Consider the following 19,811-nt stretch of genomic DNA (forward strand, 5'->3'; position numbering starts at 1 on the left):
ACCAAGGAATTCACATGGTCTATCAGGCAAATTCTGCGCGTTATGAATCAATGGAATACCGTCGTTGTGGGCGCAGCGGACTCAAACTCCCGGCAATTTCGCTGGGCTTATGGCACAACTTTGGTGATGCAACACTTCTGGACAATAGCCGCCAGCTATTACGCCGCGCGTTCGACTTGGGGATTACGCATCTGGATCTGGCCAATAACTATGGGCCGCCGCCGGGATCTGCCGAAGAAAACTTTGGCCGCATCCTGCGGGAAGATTTCCTTCCATATCGTGATGAACTGGTTATCTCTTCCAAAGCGGGCTACACCATGTGGGATGGCCCGTATGGTGACTGGGGTTCGCGTAAGTACCTGATATCAAGTCTTGATCAAAGCCTGAAGCGCATGGGGCTTGAGTACGTTGATATCTTCTACCACCACCGCCCTGATCCGGAAACGCCACTTGAAGAGACAATGCGTGCGCTGGACACCGTGGTGCGCCAGGGTAAAGCGCTGTATGTCGGTATTTCAAATTACCCGGCAGAACTGGCCGCTAAAGCCATTGATATTCTGAATGATTTGGGTACGCCATGCCTTATCCACCAGCCTCGTTATTCGATGTTCGAGCGTTGGGTTGAAGGTGGTTTACTGGAAATATTGCAGGACAAGGGCGTGGGCAGCATTGCCTTTTCACCACTGGCGGGCGGCCAGTTGACGGATCGTTATCTGGATGGGATCCCTGCTGATTCCCGCGCCGCAAGCGGTAGCAAGTTCCTCAACGCCGATCAGTTAACCTCTGAGAAGCTTGAAAAAGTACGTAAATTAAATGCGATAGCACAACGTCGTGGGCAGAAGCTTTCTCAAATGGCACTGGCATGGGTGTTGCGCGGCGACAAAGTCACGTCGGTTCTGATTGGTGCCAGTAAAACCAGCCAGATTGATGATGCCGTAGGCATGTTAGCCAACCGTCACTTTACAGCAGAAGAGCTTGCAGAAATTGAAGCCATTTTAGTGTAATCGTTATCACTGACTGGTTTAATTGTGAACTGAATTAGCAAAAAGTGCTCTCCCCAGCGAATTAGGAGTTGTGGCGATGAAACACTTAGTTACCACAACTTAATATACCGCTAACAAGCCGCTCTGGCGGTTACCGTGTAGGGGGAAAGAGTATGTTCAGGTCACTGATTCTTGCGATAGCATTACTGGCATCTGCACCAATGATGGCGAATGCGGGCGAAATCACCCTGCTGCCGTCAGTTAAGCTTCAAATTGGCGATCAGGATTATCGCGGTAATTATTGGGATGGCGGCGGCTGGCGCGACCGTGATTACTGGCACCGTAATTACGAATGGCGTGACCGTGGCTGGCATCGCCATGACAATGGCTACCATCGTGGCTGGTATAAAGACCGTGGCCGCAACAGCTTTGAGAAGGGCTACCGCGCGGGATGGAACGACCGTGACGATCATCGTGGCCGAGGCCGTGGCGATCATGGGCATGGTCACGGCGGCGGTCATCGCCACTGATACGAAAGATTGACACATGGGAGCTTCGGCTCCCATTTTTTGCTTTGAATTTGCCTTGACCCATTAAATCTTATGTCTTACAGGCCCAATGCCGTACCAATCAGCAGCCACAGATTAAGCGCTACCACTATAGCCACAATCACCCACCCCATATGTTTTACCAGCCGGGTATTGACGAGATCGCCCATCAATTTTTCATTGCTGGTAAAAATCAGCAGCGGCACCAACGCCAGTGCGATACCGAAACTGAGCAATACCTGGCTCATCACCAGAACGCGCGTTGGGTCAAGCCCCATCAGGATGACAATAAATGACGGTGCCATAGTGACTGAGCGGCGTACCCACAGCGGAATATAGAAGCGTACAAACCCCTGCATCACAACCTGCCCTGCCAGCGTACCGACAACGGTCGAAGACAGACCCGCCGCGACCAGACTCAAACCAAAGATAGTCGCCGCTGAATGGCTCAAAAGAGGTTCCAGCGTGAGGTACGCCTCATCCAGATCGGCAACGCCGGTGTGGCCTGTGAAGTGAAACGCCGCGGCAGCGGTTGCCATCATCGCCAGATTGACGAAACCGGCAATCGTCATTGCGATACCCACATCCCATTTGGTCGCGCTGTAACGCTCGGCGCGATTGCCTTCGTGCATATGTTGGGTAAGCGATGAGTGAAGATAGATAACGTGCGGCATAATTGTCGCCCCCAGAACCCCAGCGGCCAGGAACACCGCTTCGCTGGTCGGCAAGCTTGGGATCAGCATCCCTTTACCCAGTTCAGCCAGTTTGGGCTGCGAGAAAATCAGTTCAACAATGTAAGCCGCAGCCACAAACAGCAGCAAACCACCGATGACTTTTTCCAGCGGTTTCTGGCCGCGCCGTTGCAGCATCAGTATCAGGAACGTTGCAATACCGGTCAGCACTGCGCCCTGGAGTAACGAAACGCCCAGGATCAATTTAAAACCAATCGCAGCACCGATGAACTCCGCCAGATCGGTCGCCATGGCAATGATTTCGGCTTGTATCCAGTACAACCACACCACCGGGCGCGGATAGTGGTCACGGATTTGTTCCGCGAGGTTCTTGCCGGTGGCAATCCCCAGTTTTGCCGAGAGAATTTGGATAAGCATCGCCATCAGGTTTGCCCACACCACTACCCATAGCAATTTGTAGCCAAAGCTTGCCCCGGCCTGGATGTTAGTCGCAAAGTTGCCGGGATCGATATACCCGATGGCAGCGATAAAAGCCGGCCCCATCAGCGCCAGGCGTAATCTGCGCGCTGTGCGGGTACCACTGTTGTCAACGCGACTGTTTGTCATCATCTGCCTCTGAGATATAGCCTTTGCTATGTTTCAAGCTATCAAAAATGAGAATGATTATCAAATTCATTTAAAATGCTTAAACCGATTATTTTGATAGACGGAAACAATGAGGAATTTGCAGTGACAATTTTATATGTCAGTTAACTTTCATGAACTGCGGCAAGCACTATGTTAGAGATATGTGCGTTGACGCAACTTTTACCTTCTTTACTTAACATAGCAGAAATGTATGGTTGATCACTAATTTTGAGTTTGGTCACAGGACATCACTATAGTGTGCGATTAGTCTCGTTTTCTTATTGCTTGTTTCATAGAATGTGCAACGAAATTAAACCTGCCTCATGTTTGGAGCAAATATGTCCCGCGTTCTTCACTTTGTCTTAGCGCTTGCCGTGGTAGCGCTACTTGCTTTATTGCTGAGTAGCAACCGTAAGCAGATTCGTATTCGCTTTATTGTTCAACTGTTAGTGATCGAACTCATTCTCGCCTGGTTCTTCCTGAACTCAGAAATTGGTCTGGGCTTCGTGAGAGGTTTCTCAGAAATGTTTGAGAAGCTGCTGTCGTTTGCTAACGAAGGGACAAACTTTGTATTCGGTAAGATGAATGACGAAGGACTCGCCTTCTTCTTCCTGAAAGTTCTCTGCCCAATCGTCTTTATCTCGGCTTTGATCGGGATATTGCAGCACATCCGTGTTCTGCCGATTGTTATCCGCTTTATCGGTACCGTTCTGTCTAAAGTGAATGGTATGGGTAAACTGGAATCCTTTAACGCCGTAAGCTCGCTGATTCTGGGACAATCAGAAAACTTTATCGCCTATAAGGATATTCTCGGCAAAATGTCGCGCAACCGCATGTACACCATGTCCGCTACGGCCATGTCTACCGTGTCCATGTCGATTGTCGGTGCTTATATGACGATGCTCGAGCCAAAATATGTGGTCGCCGCGCTGGTGTTGAACATGTTCAGTACCTTTATCGTACTGTCGCTGATTAACCCTTACCGCGTGGATGAGAGCGAAGAAAATATCCAGATGTCTAACCTGCATGAAGGTCAAAGCTTCTTCGAAATGCTCGGTGAATACATTTTGGCAGGTTTTAAAGTTGCGATTATCGTTGCAGCGATGCTGATTGGCTTCATTGCCTTGATCGCCGCACTGAACGCACTGTTTGCAGCAATCTTTGGCATCTCCTTCCAGGGCATCCTGGGTTACATCTTCTACCCTGTTGCCTGGGTAATGGGTGTTCCATCACATGAAGCGTTGCAAGTTGGTAGCATCATGGCCACCAAACTGGTTTCCAACGAATTCGTTGCGATGTTGGATCTGCAAAAACTGGCCGGTACGCTTTCCCCACGTGCGGAAGGTATCCTGTCTGTGTTCCTGGTTTCATTTGCCAACTTCTCTTCTATCGGGATCATCGCGGGTGCGATTAAAGGCCTGAACGAAGAGCAAGGTAACGTGGTTTCTCGCTTCGGCCTGAAACTGGTTTACGGCGCAACTCTGGTGAGTATTTTGTCAGCGTCTATCGCTGGTCTGTTCCTGTAATTCTCACAATAAAAAACCGGGGCATTTGCCCCGGTTTTTTTATGCCCAAATTTCTATGCCTGGCTCACACTATCATCCTGCCAACACACCTGATTCCTGCCACGCTCTTTAGCCCGGTACATTCGCATATCAGCCCGCGCCTGGATTTGGTCTAACGTGTATTCTGGAAACTCACTGTGTGAAGCCACGCCCAGTGATGCCGTAACAGGCAACGATGAACCGTCCTCGATAATCATTACAGAAGACTCAAGCTCCCACTTAATTCGTGTTGCGACCATAATCCCGGCCTTGAGGTCGGAATTCGGTAAGTAAATACAGAACTCTTCCCCGCCGATACGCCCCAAAATGTCCTGGTTACGGATAGCTCGCTGAATACGTTGTGTGGCATGCACCAGCACATTGTCACCGACCTGATGCCCGTAAACATCGTTCACTTTCTTGAAGTGGTCGAGATCGAGTTGTACCAACGTGTAATCCACATTGTCCGGCATAGTTTGTGAGGTTTTATCGAAGAATCCACGCCGGTTAAGCGCCCCGGTTAAATCATCGTGAAGCGCATGATGGTGCATTTCACGTTGCAAATTGCCCATATTCCGCACCAGACGGCAAATAATGCGGTAGGCACCCAACAGGGAAAGCGAGAAAATCAAAAACATCGTGATGAGAAGTAAACTGAATCGCCCAAAATCCTCATGCAGCCCCTGACTCACGGTCTGGGTGCTCACCAGCACCGAGTGAGTCCCTCTCAGCTGGCCAAACGTGATATAGACCAATCCGGAACGGAAGCTACCACGGGGATTATCCGCCAACATTCGGAGAATGGTTTCTTTCTGCTTCACGCTTAACTGAACGTTATTTTCCGCGCCCACAGATTTCGTCAGAGGTTTTAACTGTGCATCATACAGTCGGTAGGCACTTTGGGTGTCTTCCGGTAACGAAGATGAGAGGAATTTCTGAACTGACTGACTATCAAATGCAATGCCCAGCAAGCCAATCCATTCCCCCCCAAAATCGACAGGGATAGAGGCGTTGATTAGCGTCTCATCGCTGTTAGCAATATTTTGTCGCGTCCAGAAAGCCGTTCGTTTGGGATTTAACAGCGGGGATGCCAGCACAAAACTGCCCAGCTTTTCGTGTGGGTTATAGCTATTGATCAGCAGCGAGTTCACCTCTTTCGACAAAGAGGCGATAAATTCGCCTTCGCGCGAGATGTAATACAAATCGGCAAACAGTTCATGGGATCCGGTTGCCAGGGGGAAAAGCCCCTGGATTTTACGCAACCCGTTGAGTTGTTGGCGCACCTCCAGTGACTCCTGATCCGGTAATTCATCATCCTCAGTGACACTATCAGGCAAGGGCAACTCGCCTATCCACAGCGGCCTTTGAATCGAATTTTCATTCACTTCCCATGGCGTCACTGGGCTGCCGGGGAAGATCGGATCATCCATGGCTTCAATAAATATTCTTTTTAAATAGCGAAGGTTATCAATCTTGTACTGCGCCCGGCTTTCTATGCGCGCAATCACACTTTCCAGATGACTTAACTGGCTGGTGCGATAACCCTGACTAAACAGCTGCCCTTGCTGCCAGAACAGGATTGCGGTCAGGGCAAAAACAAAAATGAAGCACAGGTGAATAACACGTAGCGTGTTATTCAACGGCAAACGAAATCGACTCGCTCTTGAAGTACTCACAATACAGTCCTGTGATCATATGCTCGCAACATACGGCTACCTTAATGAATGGACTGATGTGAGTGGTTCTGGCTTACCAAGCAGGTACCCTTGTAAAAAGTGTACGCCAAGTTCATTTAACAGCACGCGCTGTTCTTCCGTCTCAACAAATTCAGCAACAACAACTAATTGCTTCGCGCGAGCCATATCACAGATAGATTTCACAATCAGCGGGTCAAGGGAGTCCGTAGTGATATCTTTGATGAAGCAACCATCAATCTTGATAATGTCTGCATGTAGCCTTTTCAGCCGTTCGTAGTTCGCATAGCCGGTGCCAAAGTCATCTATAGCGATTTTAAAACCGTAGTCACGCAGTAACGTAATGTTCTGCATTGAGGTTTCTGAGTTTGAAAACGCCTGTTCCTCGGTGACTTCAATAATGACGCTACTTGCTGGTACCTGGAATTGGGTAAACAAAGAAATAATATTCTGCGCAATATCCTTTTGCATCAATGTTAATGGCATAAGATTTACCGAGAAACGCGACTGTTCGCCCTTCTCCGGGTGAAGATACAAGTAATTCACCAGCTTCTTCACCACTAACATGTCAAAGCGCGTGCTGAGGTTAAACTCAGCAATGACAGGAATAAACTTATCCGGCGTAATTAACTCGTCTTCAAAAATTATCCGACTCAGTATTTCGTGATACCCATGCCCCATTTTATTAACAATAGGTTGTGCATAAAGCGTGACGGGTTCTTCTTCATTCAAGGCACGTTTAATTTTTTGCAATAGCAAAACACGCTCGGTCGTCTTGTCAGAGACATATTCTACCCGGGTGTTGAGGCTGAGCACGCCCAGAGATTCACTCGCCTGATCGGAAAGGTAACTTAATTGCCCTAATGTATGGTGCAATTCTTCAAGGCTATTGTCGATAACGCTGTAGGAAGCGCCATATTCAATTTCCAGCATGGTGTTATGCCAGGTTATTTTTTTGCTATTGAGTAAATCGACAATATGCTCAAGCCGCGCATCAGTATGTTGACCACGCAGGAAAATGAGTAATTCACTTCCTGGTAATTGAAATACCTGCTCGCCTTCATGCAGGAAAGGGGTTATCTGACTGGTGATAATACGTTTGCAGTGAATTCGCATCATCATGCCGTAATGGCGACTTAAAAACTCCAGGTTCGACATCCGCAGGCAGCAAAGCGTACCTTCCGGGTAGCATTGCACATGATGTTCCAGCGCACGTAAATTCGGCAATTGCGTTAATGGGTCGGTTAATGCTTGCGACTGATAAATGTGTTTCATCCATTCGTTTTTCTTAAACATCATCGTCATGTACGACATGCAGACGGAAAAAGAGATGAAAACAGAAAGAACAAATGACAGGGCAAATTCTGTATTAACGCCGTACAGGAAACCGTCGTTATAGGTCAGCAGTAGCCACACGGAGATGGCCCACAGCAGCCCCATGATGCGCGGGCCAAAATGGCGGATCCCCTGTGTAAACAATACAAAGATAACAGGCACCAGATAGCCTGAAACCTGCAATATGCCCCACGACGAGCACAGCACCACCAGCAGAACCGCCAGGCACAATACCCACGTAAATGAATAAAAACGACGCGGCCCAACGAAATCACGCATCACGCAGCGACGCCAGAAGGCTCGTGCATAATTTGGGTTCAGGATCATTCTGAGCGGGTAATAAAACAGAAAAGTGAATATCAGCGAGGCGGCAATTAAGTTTTGAAAATCCACCACCATAAACATCAGTGAATTGTCACCGAAATACGCAGCCACTGCTGCCGGGAATTGAATATAGTGCCCGGCCAGATACATCAATAATTTCGTGCTAAAGGGTGCAACAAACCCGAACCAGAATATGCGGATCCCCACACCTTTATCGGTCAGAGCATGGCGCCACCGTGCTCCAAGATAATTACGCACCATCATGCTACAAACAATGATTGGAAATATCAGGCAAAAAACAAACGATGCTAACGCCACGCATGACATATGAAGGAGTAATGAGAATGTCACTGCTGACGCAATTATCAGAGGAATAATCGCGACACGGCCATAGATAAACACCATGGCAATCATCAAACTCATCGGCAGATAGGCGAGATAAACCTGAATACCATCAATAGTTGTTAACGGTGAAATGTAGCGAGAAAAAGGGACAAGCAGGAGAGATAAAACCAGTGCTGTGACGTATTTTCTGATGGATTTTTGAAAAATCATAAGCCCTGGTATAAGAATTCTGTAATGGCTTTGCAGCATTATTCGGTGATAAATAATACGTTTATTTGTTGCGCAAATCAAGTTGAGTGATTATTACATGCCATTCAATTTATTGATTTTTTATACAATCCAACAAAGAGAAATAGTTTGATATATTCATACTGAGAATAAGTCGTATTTAAATACTCGAGAGTTTGTATAAAGAAAGGCGTACTGGCGTCGCTATTTTGCTGCGTTTTTCTGGCGCAAAAACGAAAAAACCCTCGCCATCAGGCGAGGGTTTCATATTTTGGTGGAGCTAAGCGGGATCGAACCGCTGACCTCTTGCATGCCATGCAAGCGCTCTCCCAGCTGAGCTATAGCCCCACGAAGGGTCTTACTGTGTAAACGGTTCAAATCTTGCTGGTTAAGATTTGGTGGAGCTAAGCGGGATCGAACCGCTGACCTCTTGCATGCCATGCAAGCGCTCTCCCAGCTGAGCTATAGCCCCATACCGTGAACACCGTGTCGTATCGACGGGCGGCATCATATGAAACCCATTCAAGAGTGTCAACGTCAAATTCCGCTTCTGCGATCAATCGTCGAAAAAGCAAACAATGCGGACAAAAGCAAATTGCATATCATCCCCTGGTAGTTAATCCTGTCACAGTTTCCAGTAAAATGATCCCATAAAATGAACCACTAATAACCCTTTTGAATTTAAGGAAAACACTGTGCTCAAGGAACGTATGACACCAGAAGAGCTGGCGATGATTACCGGATACAGTCGCCAAACAATTAACAAATGGGTGCGTAAAGAAAGCTGGCTTACCACGCAAAAACCCGGTGTTCAGGGAGGGAAAGCCCGCCTGATCCATGTTGATGAACGTGTTCGCGATTTTATCAATAGTGCAAAACGTGTTTCGGAAAAAATCGGCAGTTACCACGTTAATGACACTTCTCTGGAAGGGTTGCTGCTTAATGCGATGAAACAGATGTCGCTGACAGAGCAAGAAAAAATGTCAGCACTGCTGTTGCGAGAAGGGATTGCAGGCGTTTTGAAACGTTTAGATATTCGTGATGAGTAAAACGAATATGAAAAAGCCGGCATAAGCCGGCTTTTTAGCAACTACTCATAACAACTGTGTTCGTTACTGTTGCGCTTCACGCTGGGCGATAAATTCCAACGCTTGGTTAATACGCGCGATAGAACGTTGTTTGCCAATAGCATGAACCGTGACGTCAAGACCAGGTGACTGCCCTGCTCCTGTTACTGCAACGCGCAGTGGCATGCCAACTTTGCCCATACCCACTTCCAATTCATCAGCCGTTGCCTGAATAGCGTTATGGACATTTTCCGCAGTCCAGTCAGCCAATGCGGACAGTTTGTCACGCACCACTTCCAGCGGCTGGCGAGCAACCGGGCGCAGGTGTTTTTTCGCCGCGTCTGCATCGAACTCACTGAAGTCTTCATAGAAGTAGCGGCAAGTTTCTGCCATCTCTTTCAGCGTTTTGCAGCGATCGCCAAGCAGTGTCACCAGTTCAGCCAGTTGCGGGCCATTACGGGTATCAATATTTTGCTGCTCGATATGCCATTGCAGGTGCGTGGCAACATATTCAGGTGCAAGGTGGTTAATGTAGTGATGGTTCAACCACTGCAATTTTTCGGTGTTGAATGCGCTGGCAGATTTGCTCACTGAATCTAAGGTGAACAGCTTGATCATCTCTTCACGGGTGAAGATCTCTTGATCGCCGTGTGACCAGCCTAAACGCACCAGGTAGTTCAGCAGTGCTTCTGGCAGATAACCGTCATCACGATACTGCATTACGCTGACTGCACCGTGGCGTTTAGACAGTTTTTTGCCGTCATCACCATTAATCATGGAAACGTGTGCATAAACGGGCACTGGCGCATTCAACGCTTTCAGGATGTTAATTTGGCGTGGTGTGTTGTTGATATGGTCTTCACCACGAACCACGTGGGTGATTTCCATATCCCAGTCATCCACAACTACACAGAAGTTATAGGTTGGGGAACCATCGGTACGGCGAATGATCAGATCGTCGAGTTCCTGGTTGCTGAATTCGATTGGCCCACGGATCTGGTCGTCGAAAATGACAGAACCGTCTTGCGGGTTAGCGAAACGCACAACGCAAGGTTCGTCAGCTTCGTGATGTTCATGACCGTGACGGCAGCGACCGTCGTAACGAGGCTTGTCGCCATCTGCCATTTGTTTTTCACGCAGTGCTTCAAGGCGTTCTTTAGAGCAGTAGCACTTATATGCGGTACCCACTTCCAGCATCTCGTCGATAACCGCGTTGTAGCGATCAAAGCGTTTAGTCTGGTAATACGGGCCTTCATCCCACTCAAGGCTCAACCAGTTCATGCCATCCATAATAGCTTCGATAGCTTCTGGAGTTGAACGCTCAAGGTCAGTGTCTTCTATACGCAGCACGAACTCGCCCGCATGGTTACGAGCAAAAAGCCAGGAGTAGAGAGCAGTACGAGCACCACCAACGTGCAAATAGCCAGTTGGGCTTGGCGCGAAGCGAGTTTTGATTTTCATTAAACGGCCTTAATTACGCAAAAGTACCGGGGTACCGGCAAATGCCAGGGAATATTTTACTCTACATAATTCGAGTTACAGCCAGACGGCAAGGGAGTGAGCCCTCACGAGCTGGCATGGGCCAGTGGCTGGATGCCAATACCGCTGTAACCTGAAGTATGACGAGTCATTCAGTGGGCAACATTCTACCACTGTGCGCTGATTCCTCAATGTAGATACCCTTTCTTGTCTGTAATCCTTATATTCTGTTGGCAAATCAATCGCCAAAGAACAATTCGTGATCGCATTGTTTATTTTTACGACGAACGAACAAAATCTTTAGAAAAGGCGTTGACTCATTTTCAACTCTCCCTATAATGCGACTCCACACAGCGGGGTGATTAGCTCAGTTGGTAGAGCACCTCCTTTACACGGAGGGGGTCGGCGGTTCGAGCCCGTCATCACCCACCATTCATTTGTGAGTGATTCCGCAGTGTAGCAAGAGATAAGATTTGGGTGATTAGCTCAGTTGGTAGAGCACCTCCTTTACACGGAGGGGGTCGGCGGTTCGAGCCCGTCATCACCCACCATTATCTCCTCTTGCAATAGCAGTACCGAAGTTTGGGTGATTAGCTCAGTTGGTAGAGCACCTCCTTTACACGGAGGGGGTCGGCGGTTCGAGCCCGTCATCACCCACCATTCGGGGCGTTAGCTCAGTTGGTAGAGCAGTTGACTTTTAATCAATTGGTCGCAGGTTCGAATCCTGCACGCCCCACCAAATTTAGACAAAAGCGCCTTCGGGGCGCTTTTGTTGTTTCTAAGGCTCGATCTTTTTCATGCTGGGTTCGAACCTGCGGCAGGTTCTCACTAACACACTGCCAAAAATAGTGGTTTTCACCTTCTCCCCCTCAAGATATCTGCGCATTCAGACGATAACTGCTCCATCTCATCCTTCAGGGAATTATTATGAGCAGCACTATCAATACATCAACACCTTCGCCGCAGGCCAGCACAAGCAGTGCTTCAGCAAACTCTGGCAACAGCCTGGCGTCACAAATCAGCCGACTCACTGAGCAAATAACCAAATTGACTCAGCAAGCAAAAGATATTTCTAACGGCAGCGGCACTACGGAAGAAAAGCAAAAACAACAAGAGCTGATTCAGTCACAAATTAACATGCTTCAGGCGCAACTGGCACAGCTACAACGCGAGCAGGTTGAAGCCGCAGATAAAAAACAGGAACAGCAGCAATCCCGAGTAGAAGGCGTGAATAAACCCTCCGAAGACCATCAGATTGATATCTATATTTAATCTTTATTAAACAGTGGATCTCCCAGGCGAGCAGCCGTTAACTGCTGCGCCTGTTGACGCATAACCTGCCAGATAGCCTCAGCAGCACGAGAAAGTGAGCGATTCTTTCGCCGCACCAACATTAATTGCCGATCGACAACCGGAACCAACTGCCTGACCACGAGCGGGCGCTCTTTGGGCAATGGCAATGCCAGCGCCGGGAGAACGCTAATACCAATCCCCGCTTCGACCATTGGAAACAGTGTTGCTGGGTGGCCAATCTGCTGAACAATATTGGCCTCAATCCCCTGACGCATTAATGCATCATCAATTAACGGGCGGCTTCCTGATGCGTAATCCTGTAGCACCAGGTTTTCACCTTGTAAGGCCTGCCACGATACTTGTAACTGCGCGGCTAACGGGTGGTCATTGCGGCAAAGTAATAAAAACGGCTCGGAAAGCACCACTTCACAATCCAAATCGTTTGCCTGAATCGGGTCGATCACTATGCCAAAATCCACTTCCCCCTGGCGAATGCTTTGCAGCACCCACTGTTGCGGGCGGTCATGAAGCACAAAACGGATGGACGGGAATTCCTGAGCCGCAGCAGCAATGGATTGCGGCATTAAATGGGCAGAAATGGTCTGGCTGGCAGCAACACGCACCGATCCGCTTAGCTGATGGCCAACGCTGCGCGTGTCCAGTAGCGTACTGGTCAATTCTTCCAGCAGGCGTTCAAGCCTTGCCGCGAGTTGTTGGCCCGCTTCGGTCAACACCACTTCTCGGGTGGTACGATCCAGCAGCTTTACGCCAATCTCATTCTCTAATTCTTTTACGCTATGGCTGACCGCTGATTGGCTCAGGCCAATTTGCTCCCCTGCCCGGCTAAAACTTCCGGCATGAGCCACGGCGACGAACACTTTTAACTGGCGCAGAGAGTAATTCATCTATTTTTTTCATCAATGCATTCAATAAATCAATTTTATTTCTAAAAACAATAAAAGCACAATAGCCCTACAACAGTTTGAGGAATAATGATGAAACTCTTTCGCGTACTCGACCCTTTCACGCTGACGCTAGTTGTTACCGTATTACTGGCGTCTTTCTTTCCCGCACAAGGCAGCTTTGTTGGCTTTTTTGAAGGGCTGACGACAGCGGCAATCGCACTGTTATTCTTTATGCACGGCGCCAAGCTTTCGCGCGAAGCGATTATTGCAGGCAGTAGCCACTGGCGTTTGCACCTGTGGGTTATGTGTAGCACCTTCGTGCTATTCCCGGTGCTGGGCGTGTTGTTCGCCTGGTGGGCTCCGGTCAATGTCAGCCCGGAGATTTATACCGGCTTTTTGTATCTGTGTATTTTGCCTGCCACAGTGCAATCGGCGATTGCGTTTACTTCCCTTGCCGGTGGCAACGTGGCAGCGGCCGTCTGTGCTGCCTCTGCTTCAAGCCTGCTGGGTATTTTCCTCTCGCCGCTATTGGTGGGCATGGTGATGCATGTTCATGGCGCGAGCGGCAGTTTGCAGCAGGTCGGCAGCATTATGATGCAGTTACTGGTGCCGTTTGTGGCGGGTCATCTTTCTCGCCCGTGGATTGGTAATTGGGTAGCAAAACATAAAAAATGGATTGGTAAAACGGATCAGACTTCAATTCTACTCGTCATTTACACGGCATTTAGCGAAGCGGTCAGGCATGGAATTTGGCACAAAGTCGGCCTGGGCTCACTGCTGTTTATTGTGGTGGTCAGTCTGGTATTACTGGCTATTGTCATCAGCCTTAATATGTTCGTTGCAAGGCGTCTGGGCTTTAGTAAGGCGGATGAAATTACCATTGTGTTCTGCGGCTCGAAAAAGAGCCTGGCGAACGGTATCCCAATGGCAAATATTCTGTTCCCGGTAGCAAGCGTGGGGATGATGGTACTGCCGCTAATGATCTTCCACCAGTTGCAGTTAATGATATGCGCGGTTCTTGCTCGCCGTTATCAGGCACAGACGCAAGTGGCGGCAAAAGCCACCACCGAAAACGCATAGTGAATGGTAATTATCTTTTGAGGGGCTTCACCAGCCCCTCCAATCCCTCGGTTTTAATCAGCAACGTCAGGCGCATAAGCTCACCAAGATGGCCTTGCGGAAATTCATCTTTACGCGCAAACCACAGGAAATACTCTTCCGGCACATCAATCAGCACGCGGCCTTTATATTTGCCAAACGGCATTACCGTATTCGCTATCTCGATAAGCTGTTCTTTGTCCATCTCAGGCACCTAATAAGCGAATCATTTCCGCTTCATCAATAACTTCAATGCCAAGCTCCTGAGCTTTGACAAGTTTTGAGCCCGCTGCTTCACCGGCAATCACCAAATCGGTTTTCTTCGATACGCTGCCCGCAACTTTCGCACCTAACGCCACCAGGCGTGCTTTCGCATCGTCACGCGACATGATGCTCAGTGACCCTGTTAGCACTACCGTTTTACCGGCGAACGGGCTGTCGATCTCTTCCGCTTTGATGATAACCGGAGCTGGCCAGTGAACGCCTGCTTCTTCAGTCAACTGGCGAATCACTTCACGGTTGCTCTCTTCAGCAAAGAAGTTAAATGTATGAGTGGCGACCACAATCCCCACGTCAGGGACCTTTTGCAGATCTTCGATACTTGCCGCAATTAACGCATCCAACGTACCAAAATGCGCCGCTAAACCTGCCGCTGTCGCTTCACCCACTTCACGAATACCGAGCGCATATAAGAAGCGGGCAAAAGTGGTTTCTTTTGCTTTTTCCAGTGCATCAACCACGTTTTGTGCCGACTTCGGCCCCATACGATCGAGTCCGGTAAGTTTACCGGCCGTCAGGCGGAAAAGATCCGCAGGCGTGTGAACGTATTCTTTCTCAACCAGCTGGTCGATTATCTTGTCGCCCATACCGTCAACATCCAGCGCGCGACGCGAAACAAAATGTTTAAGTGCTTCTTTACGCTGCGCACCGCAAATCAGGCCGCCGGTACAACGCGCAACTGCTTCGCCTTCCACACGTTCAACGTCAGAGCCACAAACCGGGCAATGCGTCGGGAAGATAATCTCGGTGGTATTTTCCGGGCGTTCAGACTCCACAACACCAACAACCTGCGGGATAACATCACCCGCGCGGCGAATGACAACACGATCGCCGATTCTCAAACCCAGACGCTCAATTTCATCCGCATTATGCAGTGTGGCATTGCTAACCAGCACGCCTGCGACCTGAACGGGTTCAAGACGGGCAACTGGGGTAATCGCCCCGGTGCGCCCAACCTGGAACTCAACGTCACGCACAAGGGTCATTTGTTCCTGAGCCGGGAACTTGAACGCCACCGCCCAACGCGGTGCACGCGCAACAAAGCCCAGAGTTTCTTGCAGCGCGAGCGAGTCAACTTTGATAACAACGCCGTCGATATCAAAACCTAATTTCGGGCGATCGGCTTCAACCTGATGATAAAACGCCAGCACTTCTTCCGGTGTATTACACAGACGAATGCGGTCGCTCACCGGCAACCCCCACTCTTTAAACTGCTGCAAACGCCCATGGTGGCTGGCTGGCAATTCACCGCCTTCAAGCAAACCCACGCCGTAGCAGAAGAAGGTTAACGGGCGCTTTGCCGTAATGCGAGGATCGAGTTGACGCAGAGATCCGGCTGCCGCGTTACGCGGGTTAGCAAAGATTTTCCCGCCTGTGCGGCGCGCTTCTTCGTTAATCTTTTCAAAGCCCGCCTGAGGCAGGAATACCTCACCACGGACTTCCAGGCGACGAGGGATGTTCTCGCCACGCAGTTTAAGCGGGATAGAGCGGATGGTGCGCACGTTGGCGGTAATGTTTTCGCCCGTCGTACCATCGCCACGAGTGGCGGCACGAACCAGTACTCCATCTTCATAAAGCAGGCTCACTGCGAGGCCATCGAGTTTCAGCTCGCAGCAAAAAGTAATGGCTTCTGCACTTTTTAAGCGGTCCTGGACTCGCTTATTAAACGCGAGATAGCTCGCTTCATCAAAGGCATTATCGAGCGACAGCATCGGCACTTCATGGCGAACCTGGGTAAATTCGCTTAAGGGTGCCGCACCCACGCGTTGTGTCGGTGAATCTGCAGTGATGAACTCAGGGTGCGCTTCTTCTAATGCGCGCAACTCACCCATCAAGCGATCATATTCAGCATCCGGGATTTCTGGGGTATCAAGCACATGATAGAGATATTCATGATGGCGAAGCGTGGTTCGCAGTTGAGTGATTTTTTGTTCGATTGTGTCCATATCGCACCATCAATATAAAAAACCCCCGGAATCCGAGGGTTCAAAGAAAAACATGTTCAGAGCGCGTATCAGTGGCTGATGTTAGCTTCAACCACTTCGCGGATACGGTCCTGGTACTCACGCATTTTTTGCGGTGTCATCATGCGGCGTTGGTCGTCAAGCACCACACCACCGACTTCATCGGCAATATGCTGGGCAGACTGAAGCATCAGCTTAAAGTTCTGCGCCGGGTCGCCATAAGACGGCACCTGCATGAAGATGGTCACGCCAGGCGTTGCAAAATTGGTCATGCTTTCCGGGTCAAACGAACCAGGCTTAACCATATTGGCAAGGCTAAACAGAACCGGGCCGCTACCATCCGGGCTTAAATGGCGGTGGAAAATGTTCATTTCGCCAAAGATAAACCCAGCTTGCTGAATGCTGTTTAACAGCACATCGCCGTTAATCATGCTACCCGCATGAGCCGAAACGTTCAGCACAATCACTGTCTCTTTACGGCGTGCTGGTGCTTCAGGTGCAGGTTGAGCAACCACGGGTTCCGCGACAGGTTCAACATGCTGAACAGGTTGAACTGGCGCTGGCGGTACTTCTGGTTGCTGCACAGTTGGCTGTTGAACCGTCTGCTGGTGAGCCGCTGTCTGGTGAACAACAGGCTGCACATACTGCTGAGGCGCAGATTGGTGTGTCTGCGTAACAGGCACTTCCTGACGAGGGGCTACCGGCTCAGGTTGATGCACAGGCGCGCTTTGACGCGGCTCCGCAGAGGCGTAAGGCGGCTCGTACTGATGTTGAGGGGCTTGCGGCTGACGAGACATTTCTGGCTCGCGAGTCGTTGCTTCCGGCGCAGGATTAACCCGACGCACACGCACCTCACCTACTCCATCATCTTGATCATCGTCAGCCTGGTCGTCTTCTGGCTCGTATTCGTCACGCTTAGACTTCAGGCGCTTCATTGGACGATCACGAAAAACGGAAGAACGTTCCTTACGACTCGTCCACAGGCCGTGAACCAGTAAGGCTATTATGGCGATCGCGCCAACAATAATTAATATCAGACGCAAATCCTGCATCATTATATTCTCTGTTGTTCTAACACCTTGCCACCGCGGCAAACATTTACTCACTAAGAGTATTTGCCCATCTGCTCAAGTGCAAGTCCGCGCACGGTTTTCTCAGCATAAAGATGGTCTAAAATCGACTTTATGCTGTTTTTTCGACCATTTCCTAATAAGTTTTTATCCTGACAGTCAGTTATGATAGCTCTGCATCTCAAAGCAAAGCCCAAAAAGGAGTTCGTTCAGTTATGGTTTCAACGTCAGGAACCGTGCCACGCAGTGGCGTTTATTATTTTTCGCAGGGCTGGAAGTTGGTCCGTGAGCCAGGAATTAAACGTTTCGTGCTCATGCCGCTGCTGGTCAATATTTTACTGATGGGTGGCGCATTCTGGTGGTTATTTACGCGCCTGGATGTGTGGGTCCCTACGCTACTTTCCTACGTTCCAGATTGGTTGCAGTGGCTGAGCTATCTGATTTGGCCGCTTGCGGTTGTTTCTATCCTGTTGGTTTTTGGTTATTTCTTCTCAACCATTGCGAATTGGATAGCCGCGCCTTTTAATGGTTTGCTGGCAGAACAGCTTGAAGCGCGACTGACGGGTGCGACACCGCCAGATACCGGCGTGTTTGGCATCATGAAAGATATCCCGCGCATCATGAAACGTGAATGGCAAAAGCTCTCCTGGTATCTGCCACGTGCGCTGGTACTGCTGGTGCTCTATTTCATACCGGGTATCGGTCAAACCGTTGCCCCGGTTTTATGGTTCTTGTTTAGCGCATGGATGCTGGCAATTCAGTATTGTGACTATCCATTTGATAACCATAAAGTGCCATTTAAAGAGATGCGCATTGCGCTGCGTGAGAAGAAAATCATCAATATGCAGTTTGGCTCGATGGTCAGCCTGTTTACGCTTATCCCCTTCCTGAACCTGGTCATCATGCCCGTCGCAGTCTGTGGTGCTACCGCCATGTGGGTCGATTGTTATCGGCCGAAACACGCCATGTGGAAGTGATTTCTGAGGAGCGGCTTATGCTGCTCCTTATTCCTTCTGGCTTCTGCTTATTTCCCTTCTACATATAGATATGCGATTTCTTTACTTCCGCATAACTTCTAAGCAGGTATGCTGATGACGTTTCCCAAATTTCATACAGTTAAGGACGGGCTATGAGCAAGATCTATGAAGACAACTCTCTGACTATCGGCCATACGCCGCTGGTTCGACTGAACCGCATCGGTAATGGGCGCATCCTGGCCAAGGTAGAGTCCCGTAACCCGAGCTTTAGCGTCAAATGCCGTATCGGAGCCAATATGATTTGGGACGCCGAGAAACGCGGTGTACTCAAGCCTGGCATTGAGCTCGTTGAACCAACCAGTGGTAACACCGGTATTGCTCTGGCATATGTTGCTGCTGCACGTGGTTACAAACTGACGCTGACCATGCCTGAAACCATGAGTATTGAACGTCGTAAGCTGCTCAAAGCGCTGGGTGCTAACCTGGTATTGACTGAAGGCGCGAAAGGCATGAAAGGCGCGATTCAGAAAGCTGAAGAAATTGTTGCCAGCAACCCAGAGAAATTCCTGCTGCTGCAACAATTTAGTAACCCTGCAAACCCGGAAATCCACGAAAAAACCACCGGCCCGGAAATCTGGGAAGATACCGACGGCGAAGTGGACGTATTTATTGCTGGCGTGGGTACGGGTGGCACGCTGACCGGTGTGAGCCGTTATATCAAAAACACCAAAGGCAAAACCGATCTTATTAGCGTTGCCGTCGAACCAACTGACTCTCCGGTCATCGCTCAGGCGCTGGCGGGTGAAGAACTCAAACCAGGCCCGCACAAAATTCAGGGTATTGGTGCCGGTTTTATCCCGGGTAACCTTGATCTGAAACTTATCGACAGAGTGATTGCCATCACCAACGATGAAGCAATCTCAACCGCACGTCGTTTGATGGAAGAAGAAGGCATTTTGGCCGGAATTTCATCCGGTGCTGCTGTTGCCGCCGCATTAAAACTTCAGGAAGATGAAGCATTTACCAACAAAAACATTGTGGTTATACTGCCATCCTCAGGGGAGCGTTACCTGAGTACTGCCCTCTTTGCCGATCTTTTCACTGAAAAAGAACTGCAACAGTGATGCCAGTCAGGTAAAACAGTGTAAAAAAGCACCCGAATGGGTGCTTTTTTGTGGTGTTCGTCAAACTTTTGGTTAACCTGCCATTGCGTCAGTTCGTCAGGTCTGGTATCTATCCAGCAAATTATTTTGATGCGCGAAATTAATCGGAATGTGAGATAGATCTGCTGAATCGATTTAACGATTTGGTGGAAAAACACATTTCACGGCATAATGATTAATGACGAGCGAACCGCGA

General features: G+C 49.3%; 17 protein-coding genes and 6 tRNA genes. 12 read left to right on the plus strand and 11 right to left on the minus strand.

Features of this window, described 5'->3' with window-relative positions; translation table 11 throughout:
- Positions 1 to 14: 14 nt before the first annotated feature.
- Both mgrA and M975_RS13275 read left to right on the plus strand, forming a co-directional pair.
- Positions 15 to 1,004 (plus strand): L-glyceraldehyde 3-phosphate reductase, encoded by a 990-nt coding sequence (gene mgrA, locus M975_RS13270; RefSeq protein WP_064560145.1) that lies wholly within the window; start codon positions 15 to 17, stop codon positions 1,002 to 1,004.
- Positions 1,005 to 1,156: 152 nt separating this feature from the next.
- Positions 1,157 to 1,513, plus strand: coding sequence for a DUF2502 domain-containing protein (locus tag M975_RS13275; RefSeq protein ID WP_064560146.1), 357 nt, complete (start codon positions 1,157 to 1,159; stop codon positions 1,511 to 1,513).
- A 77-nt stretch (positions 1,514 to 1,590) separates the two neighbouring features.
- Here M975_RS13275 and M975_RS13280 read toward each other — a convergent pair whose 3' ends face one another.
- Together M975_RS13280 and M975_RS23590 are read right to left on the minus strand one after the other, a co-directional pair.
- Positions 1,591 to 2,829 carry an Nramp family divalent metal transporter gene (locus tag M975_RS13280; RefSeq protein ID WP_064560147.1) on the minus strand — a complete coding sequence of 413 codons (1,239 nt, stop codon included), beginning with the start codon at positions 2,827 to 2,829 and terminating at the stop codon, positions 1,591 to 1,593.
- A complete protein-coding gene (locus M975_RS23590) occupies positions 2,810 to 2,899 on the minus strand; it encodes a hypothetical protein (RefSeq protein WP_420535613.1) in 90 nt (29 codons plus the stop codon). Before M975_RS23590 ends, M975_RS13280 begins: the two co-directional genes overlap by 20 nt.
- A 289-nt stretch (positions 2,900 to 3,188) precedes the next feature.
- On the opposite strand from M975_RS23590, the gene M975_RS13285 reads away from it, so the two are divergent.
- Positions 3,189 to 4,376 carry a NupC/NupG family nucleoside CNT transporter gene (locus tag M975_RS13285; RefSeq protein WP_034458999.1) on the plus strand — a complete coding sequence of 396 codons (1,188 nt, stop codon included), beginning with the start codon at positions 3,189 to 3,191 and terminating at the stop codon, positions 4,374 to 4,376.
- 53 nt (positions 4,377 to 4,429) lie between these two features.
- Here the strand turns inward: M975_RS13285 and M975_RS13290 are convergent, their stop codons facing one another.
- From M975_RS13290 to M975_RS13305, 4 genes are all read right to left on the minus strand, one after another.
- Entirely contained in the window at positions 4,430 to 6,070 is a 1,641-nt protein-coding gene (locus M975_RS13290; RefSeq protein WP_064560149.1) for a diguanylate cyclase, read from the minus strand.
- 36 nt (positions 6,071 to 6,106) lie between these two features.
- Complete coding sequence (locus M975_RS13295) at positions 6,107 to 8,302, minus strand: EAL domain-containing protein (protein WP_064560151.1); 2,196 nt, start codon at positions 8,300 to 8,302, stop codon at positions 6,107 to 6,109.
- Positions 8,303 to 8,592: 290 nt separating this feature from the next.
- Positions 8,593 to 8,668 (minus strand) — tRNA-Ala (locus tag M975_RS13300).
- 48 nt (positions 8,669 to 8,716) lie between these two features.
- Positions 8,717 to 8,792 (minus strand) — tRNA-Ala (locus M975_RS13305).
- Between the two features lie 223 nt (positions 8,793 to 9,015).
- On the opposite strand from M975_RS13305, the gene M975_RS13310 reads away from it, so the two are divergent.
- Complete coding sequence (locus M975_RS13310; protein ID WP_064560152.1) at positions 9,016 to 9,369, plus strand: YfeC-like transcriptional regulator; 354 nt, start codon at positions 9,016 to 9,018, stop codon at positions 9,367 to 9,369.
- A 63-nt stretch (positions 9,370 to 9,432) separates the two neighbouring features.
- On the opposite strand, the gene gltX is transcribed toward M975_RS13310, so the two are convergent.
- Positions 9,433 to 10,848 carry a glutamate--tRNA ligase gene (gene gltX / locus M975_RS13315; protein WP_064560154.1) on the minus strand — a complete coding sequence of 472 codons (1,416 nt, stop codon included), beginning with the start codon at positions 10,846 to 10,848 and terminating at the stop codon, positions 9,433 to 9,435.
- Positions 10,849 to 11,222: 374 nt separating this feature from the next.
- On the opposite strand from gltX, the gene M975_RS13320 reads away from it, so the two are divergent.
- From M975_RS13320 to M975_RS13340, 5 genes are all read left to right on the plus strand, one after another.
- Positions 11,223 to 11,298 (plus strand) — tRNA-Val (locus tag M975_RS13320).
- Between the two features lie 43 nt (positions 11,299 to 11,341).
- Positions 11,342 to 11,417 (plus strand) — tRNA-Val (locus M975_RS13325).
- A 33-nt stretch (positions 11,418 to 11,450) separates the two neighbouring features.
- Positions 11,451 to 11,526 (plus strand) — tRNA-Val (locus tag M975_RS13330).
- A 3-nt stretch (positions 11,527 to 11,529) separates the two neighbouring features.
- A tRNA-Lys gene (locus M975_RS13335) sits at positions 11,530 to 11,605 on the plus strand.
- Between the two features lie 188 nt (positions 11,606 to 11,793).
- Positions 11,794 to 12,138, plus strand: a complete 345-nt coding sequence (locus tag M975_RS13340; RefSeq protein ID WP_064560156.1) for a FlxA-like family protein — start codon at positions 11,794 to 11,796, stop codon at positions 12,136 to 12,138.
- On the opposite strand, the gene M975_RS13345 is transcribed toward M975_RS13340, so the two are convergent.
- Positions 12,135 to 13,064, minus strand: coding sequence for a LysR family transcriptional regulator (locus M975_RS13345; RefSeq protein WP_064560158.1), 930 nt, complete (start codon positions 13,062 to 13,064; stop codon positions 12,135 to 12,137). The two genes, M975_RS13340 and M975_RS13345, sit on opposite strands and share 4 nt — an antisense overlap.
- Positions 13,065 to 13,154: 90 nt before the next feature.
- Here M975_RS13345 and M975_RS13350 point away from each other — a divergent pair, with 90 nt between their 5' ends.
- Positions 13,155 to 14,144, plus strand: a complete 990-nt coding sequence (locus M975_RS13350) for a bile acid:sodium symporter family protein (protein WP_064560160.1) — start codon at positions 13,155 to 13,157, stop codon at positions 14,142 to 14,144.
- Positions 14,145 to 14,154: 10 nt separating this feature from the next.
- On the opposite strand, the gene M975_RS13355 is transcribed toward M975_RS13350, so the two are convergent.
- The 3 genes from M975_RS13355 to zipA all read right to left on the minus strand — a co-directional run bounded on the left by M975_RS13355 (position 14,155) and on the right by zipA (position 17,460).
- On the minus strand, positions 14,155 to 14,367 hold the full coding sequence (locus M975_RS13355) for a DUF3820 family protein (protein WP_064560162.1): 213 nt from the start codon (positions 14,365 to 14,367) through the stop codon (positions 14,155 to 14,157).
- Position 14,368: 1 nt separating this feature from the next.
- Positions 14,369 to 16,387 (minus strand): NAD-dependent DNA ligase LigA, encoded by a 2,019-nt coding sequence (gene ligA, locus M975_RS13360; protein ID WP_064560164.1) that lies wholly within the window; start codon positions 16,385 to 16,387, stop codon positions 14,369 to 14,371.
- A gap of 68 nt (positions 16,388 to 16,455) precedes the next feature.
- Positions 16,456 to 17,460: a cell division protein ZipA gene (zipA, locus tag M975_RS13365; protein ID WP_064560166.1), complete on the minus strand. Its 1,005-nt coding sequence runs from the start codon at positions 17,458 to 17,460 to the stop codon at positions 16,456 to 16,458.
- 230 nt (positions 17,461 to 17,690) lie between these two features.
- On the opposite strand from zipA, the gene cysZ reads away from it, so the two are divergent.
- Both cysZ and cysK read left to right on the plus strand, forming a co-directional pair.
- Positions 17,691 to 18,452 carry a sulfate transporter CysZ gene (cysZ, locus tag M975_RS13370; RefSeq protein WP_064560167.1) on the plus strand — a complete coding sequence of 254 codons (762 nt, stop codon included), beginning with the start codon at positions 17,691 to 17,693 and terminating at the stop codon, positions 18,450 to 18,452.
- 152 nt (positions 18,453 to 18,604) lie between these two features.
- Complete coding sequence (cysK, locus tag M975_RS13375) at positions 18,605 to 19,576, plus strand: cysteine synthase A (RefSeq protein ID WP_064560169.1); 972 nt, start codon at positions 18,605 to 18,607, stop codon at positions 19,574 to 19,576.
- Positions 19,577 to 19,811 lie beyond the last annotated feature (235 nt).

This window comes from Buttiauxella brennerae ATCC 51605 (assembly GCF_001654925.1).
Taxonomy (GTDB): domain Bacteria; phylum Pseudomonadota; class Gammaproteobacteria; order Enterobacterales; family Enterobacteriaceae; genus Buttiauxella; species Buttiauxella brennerae.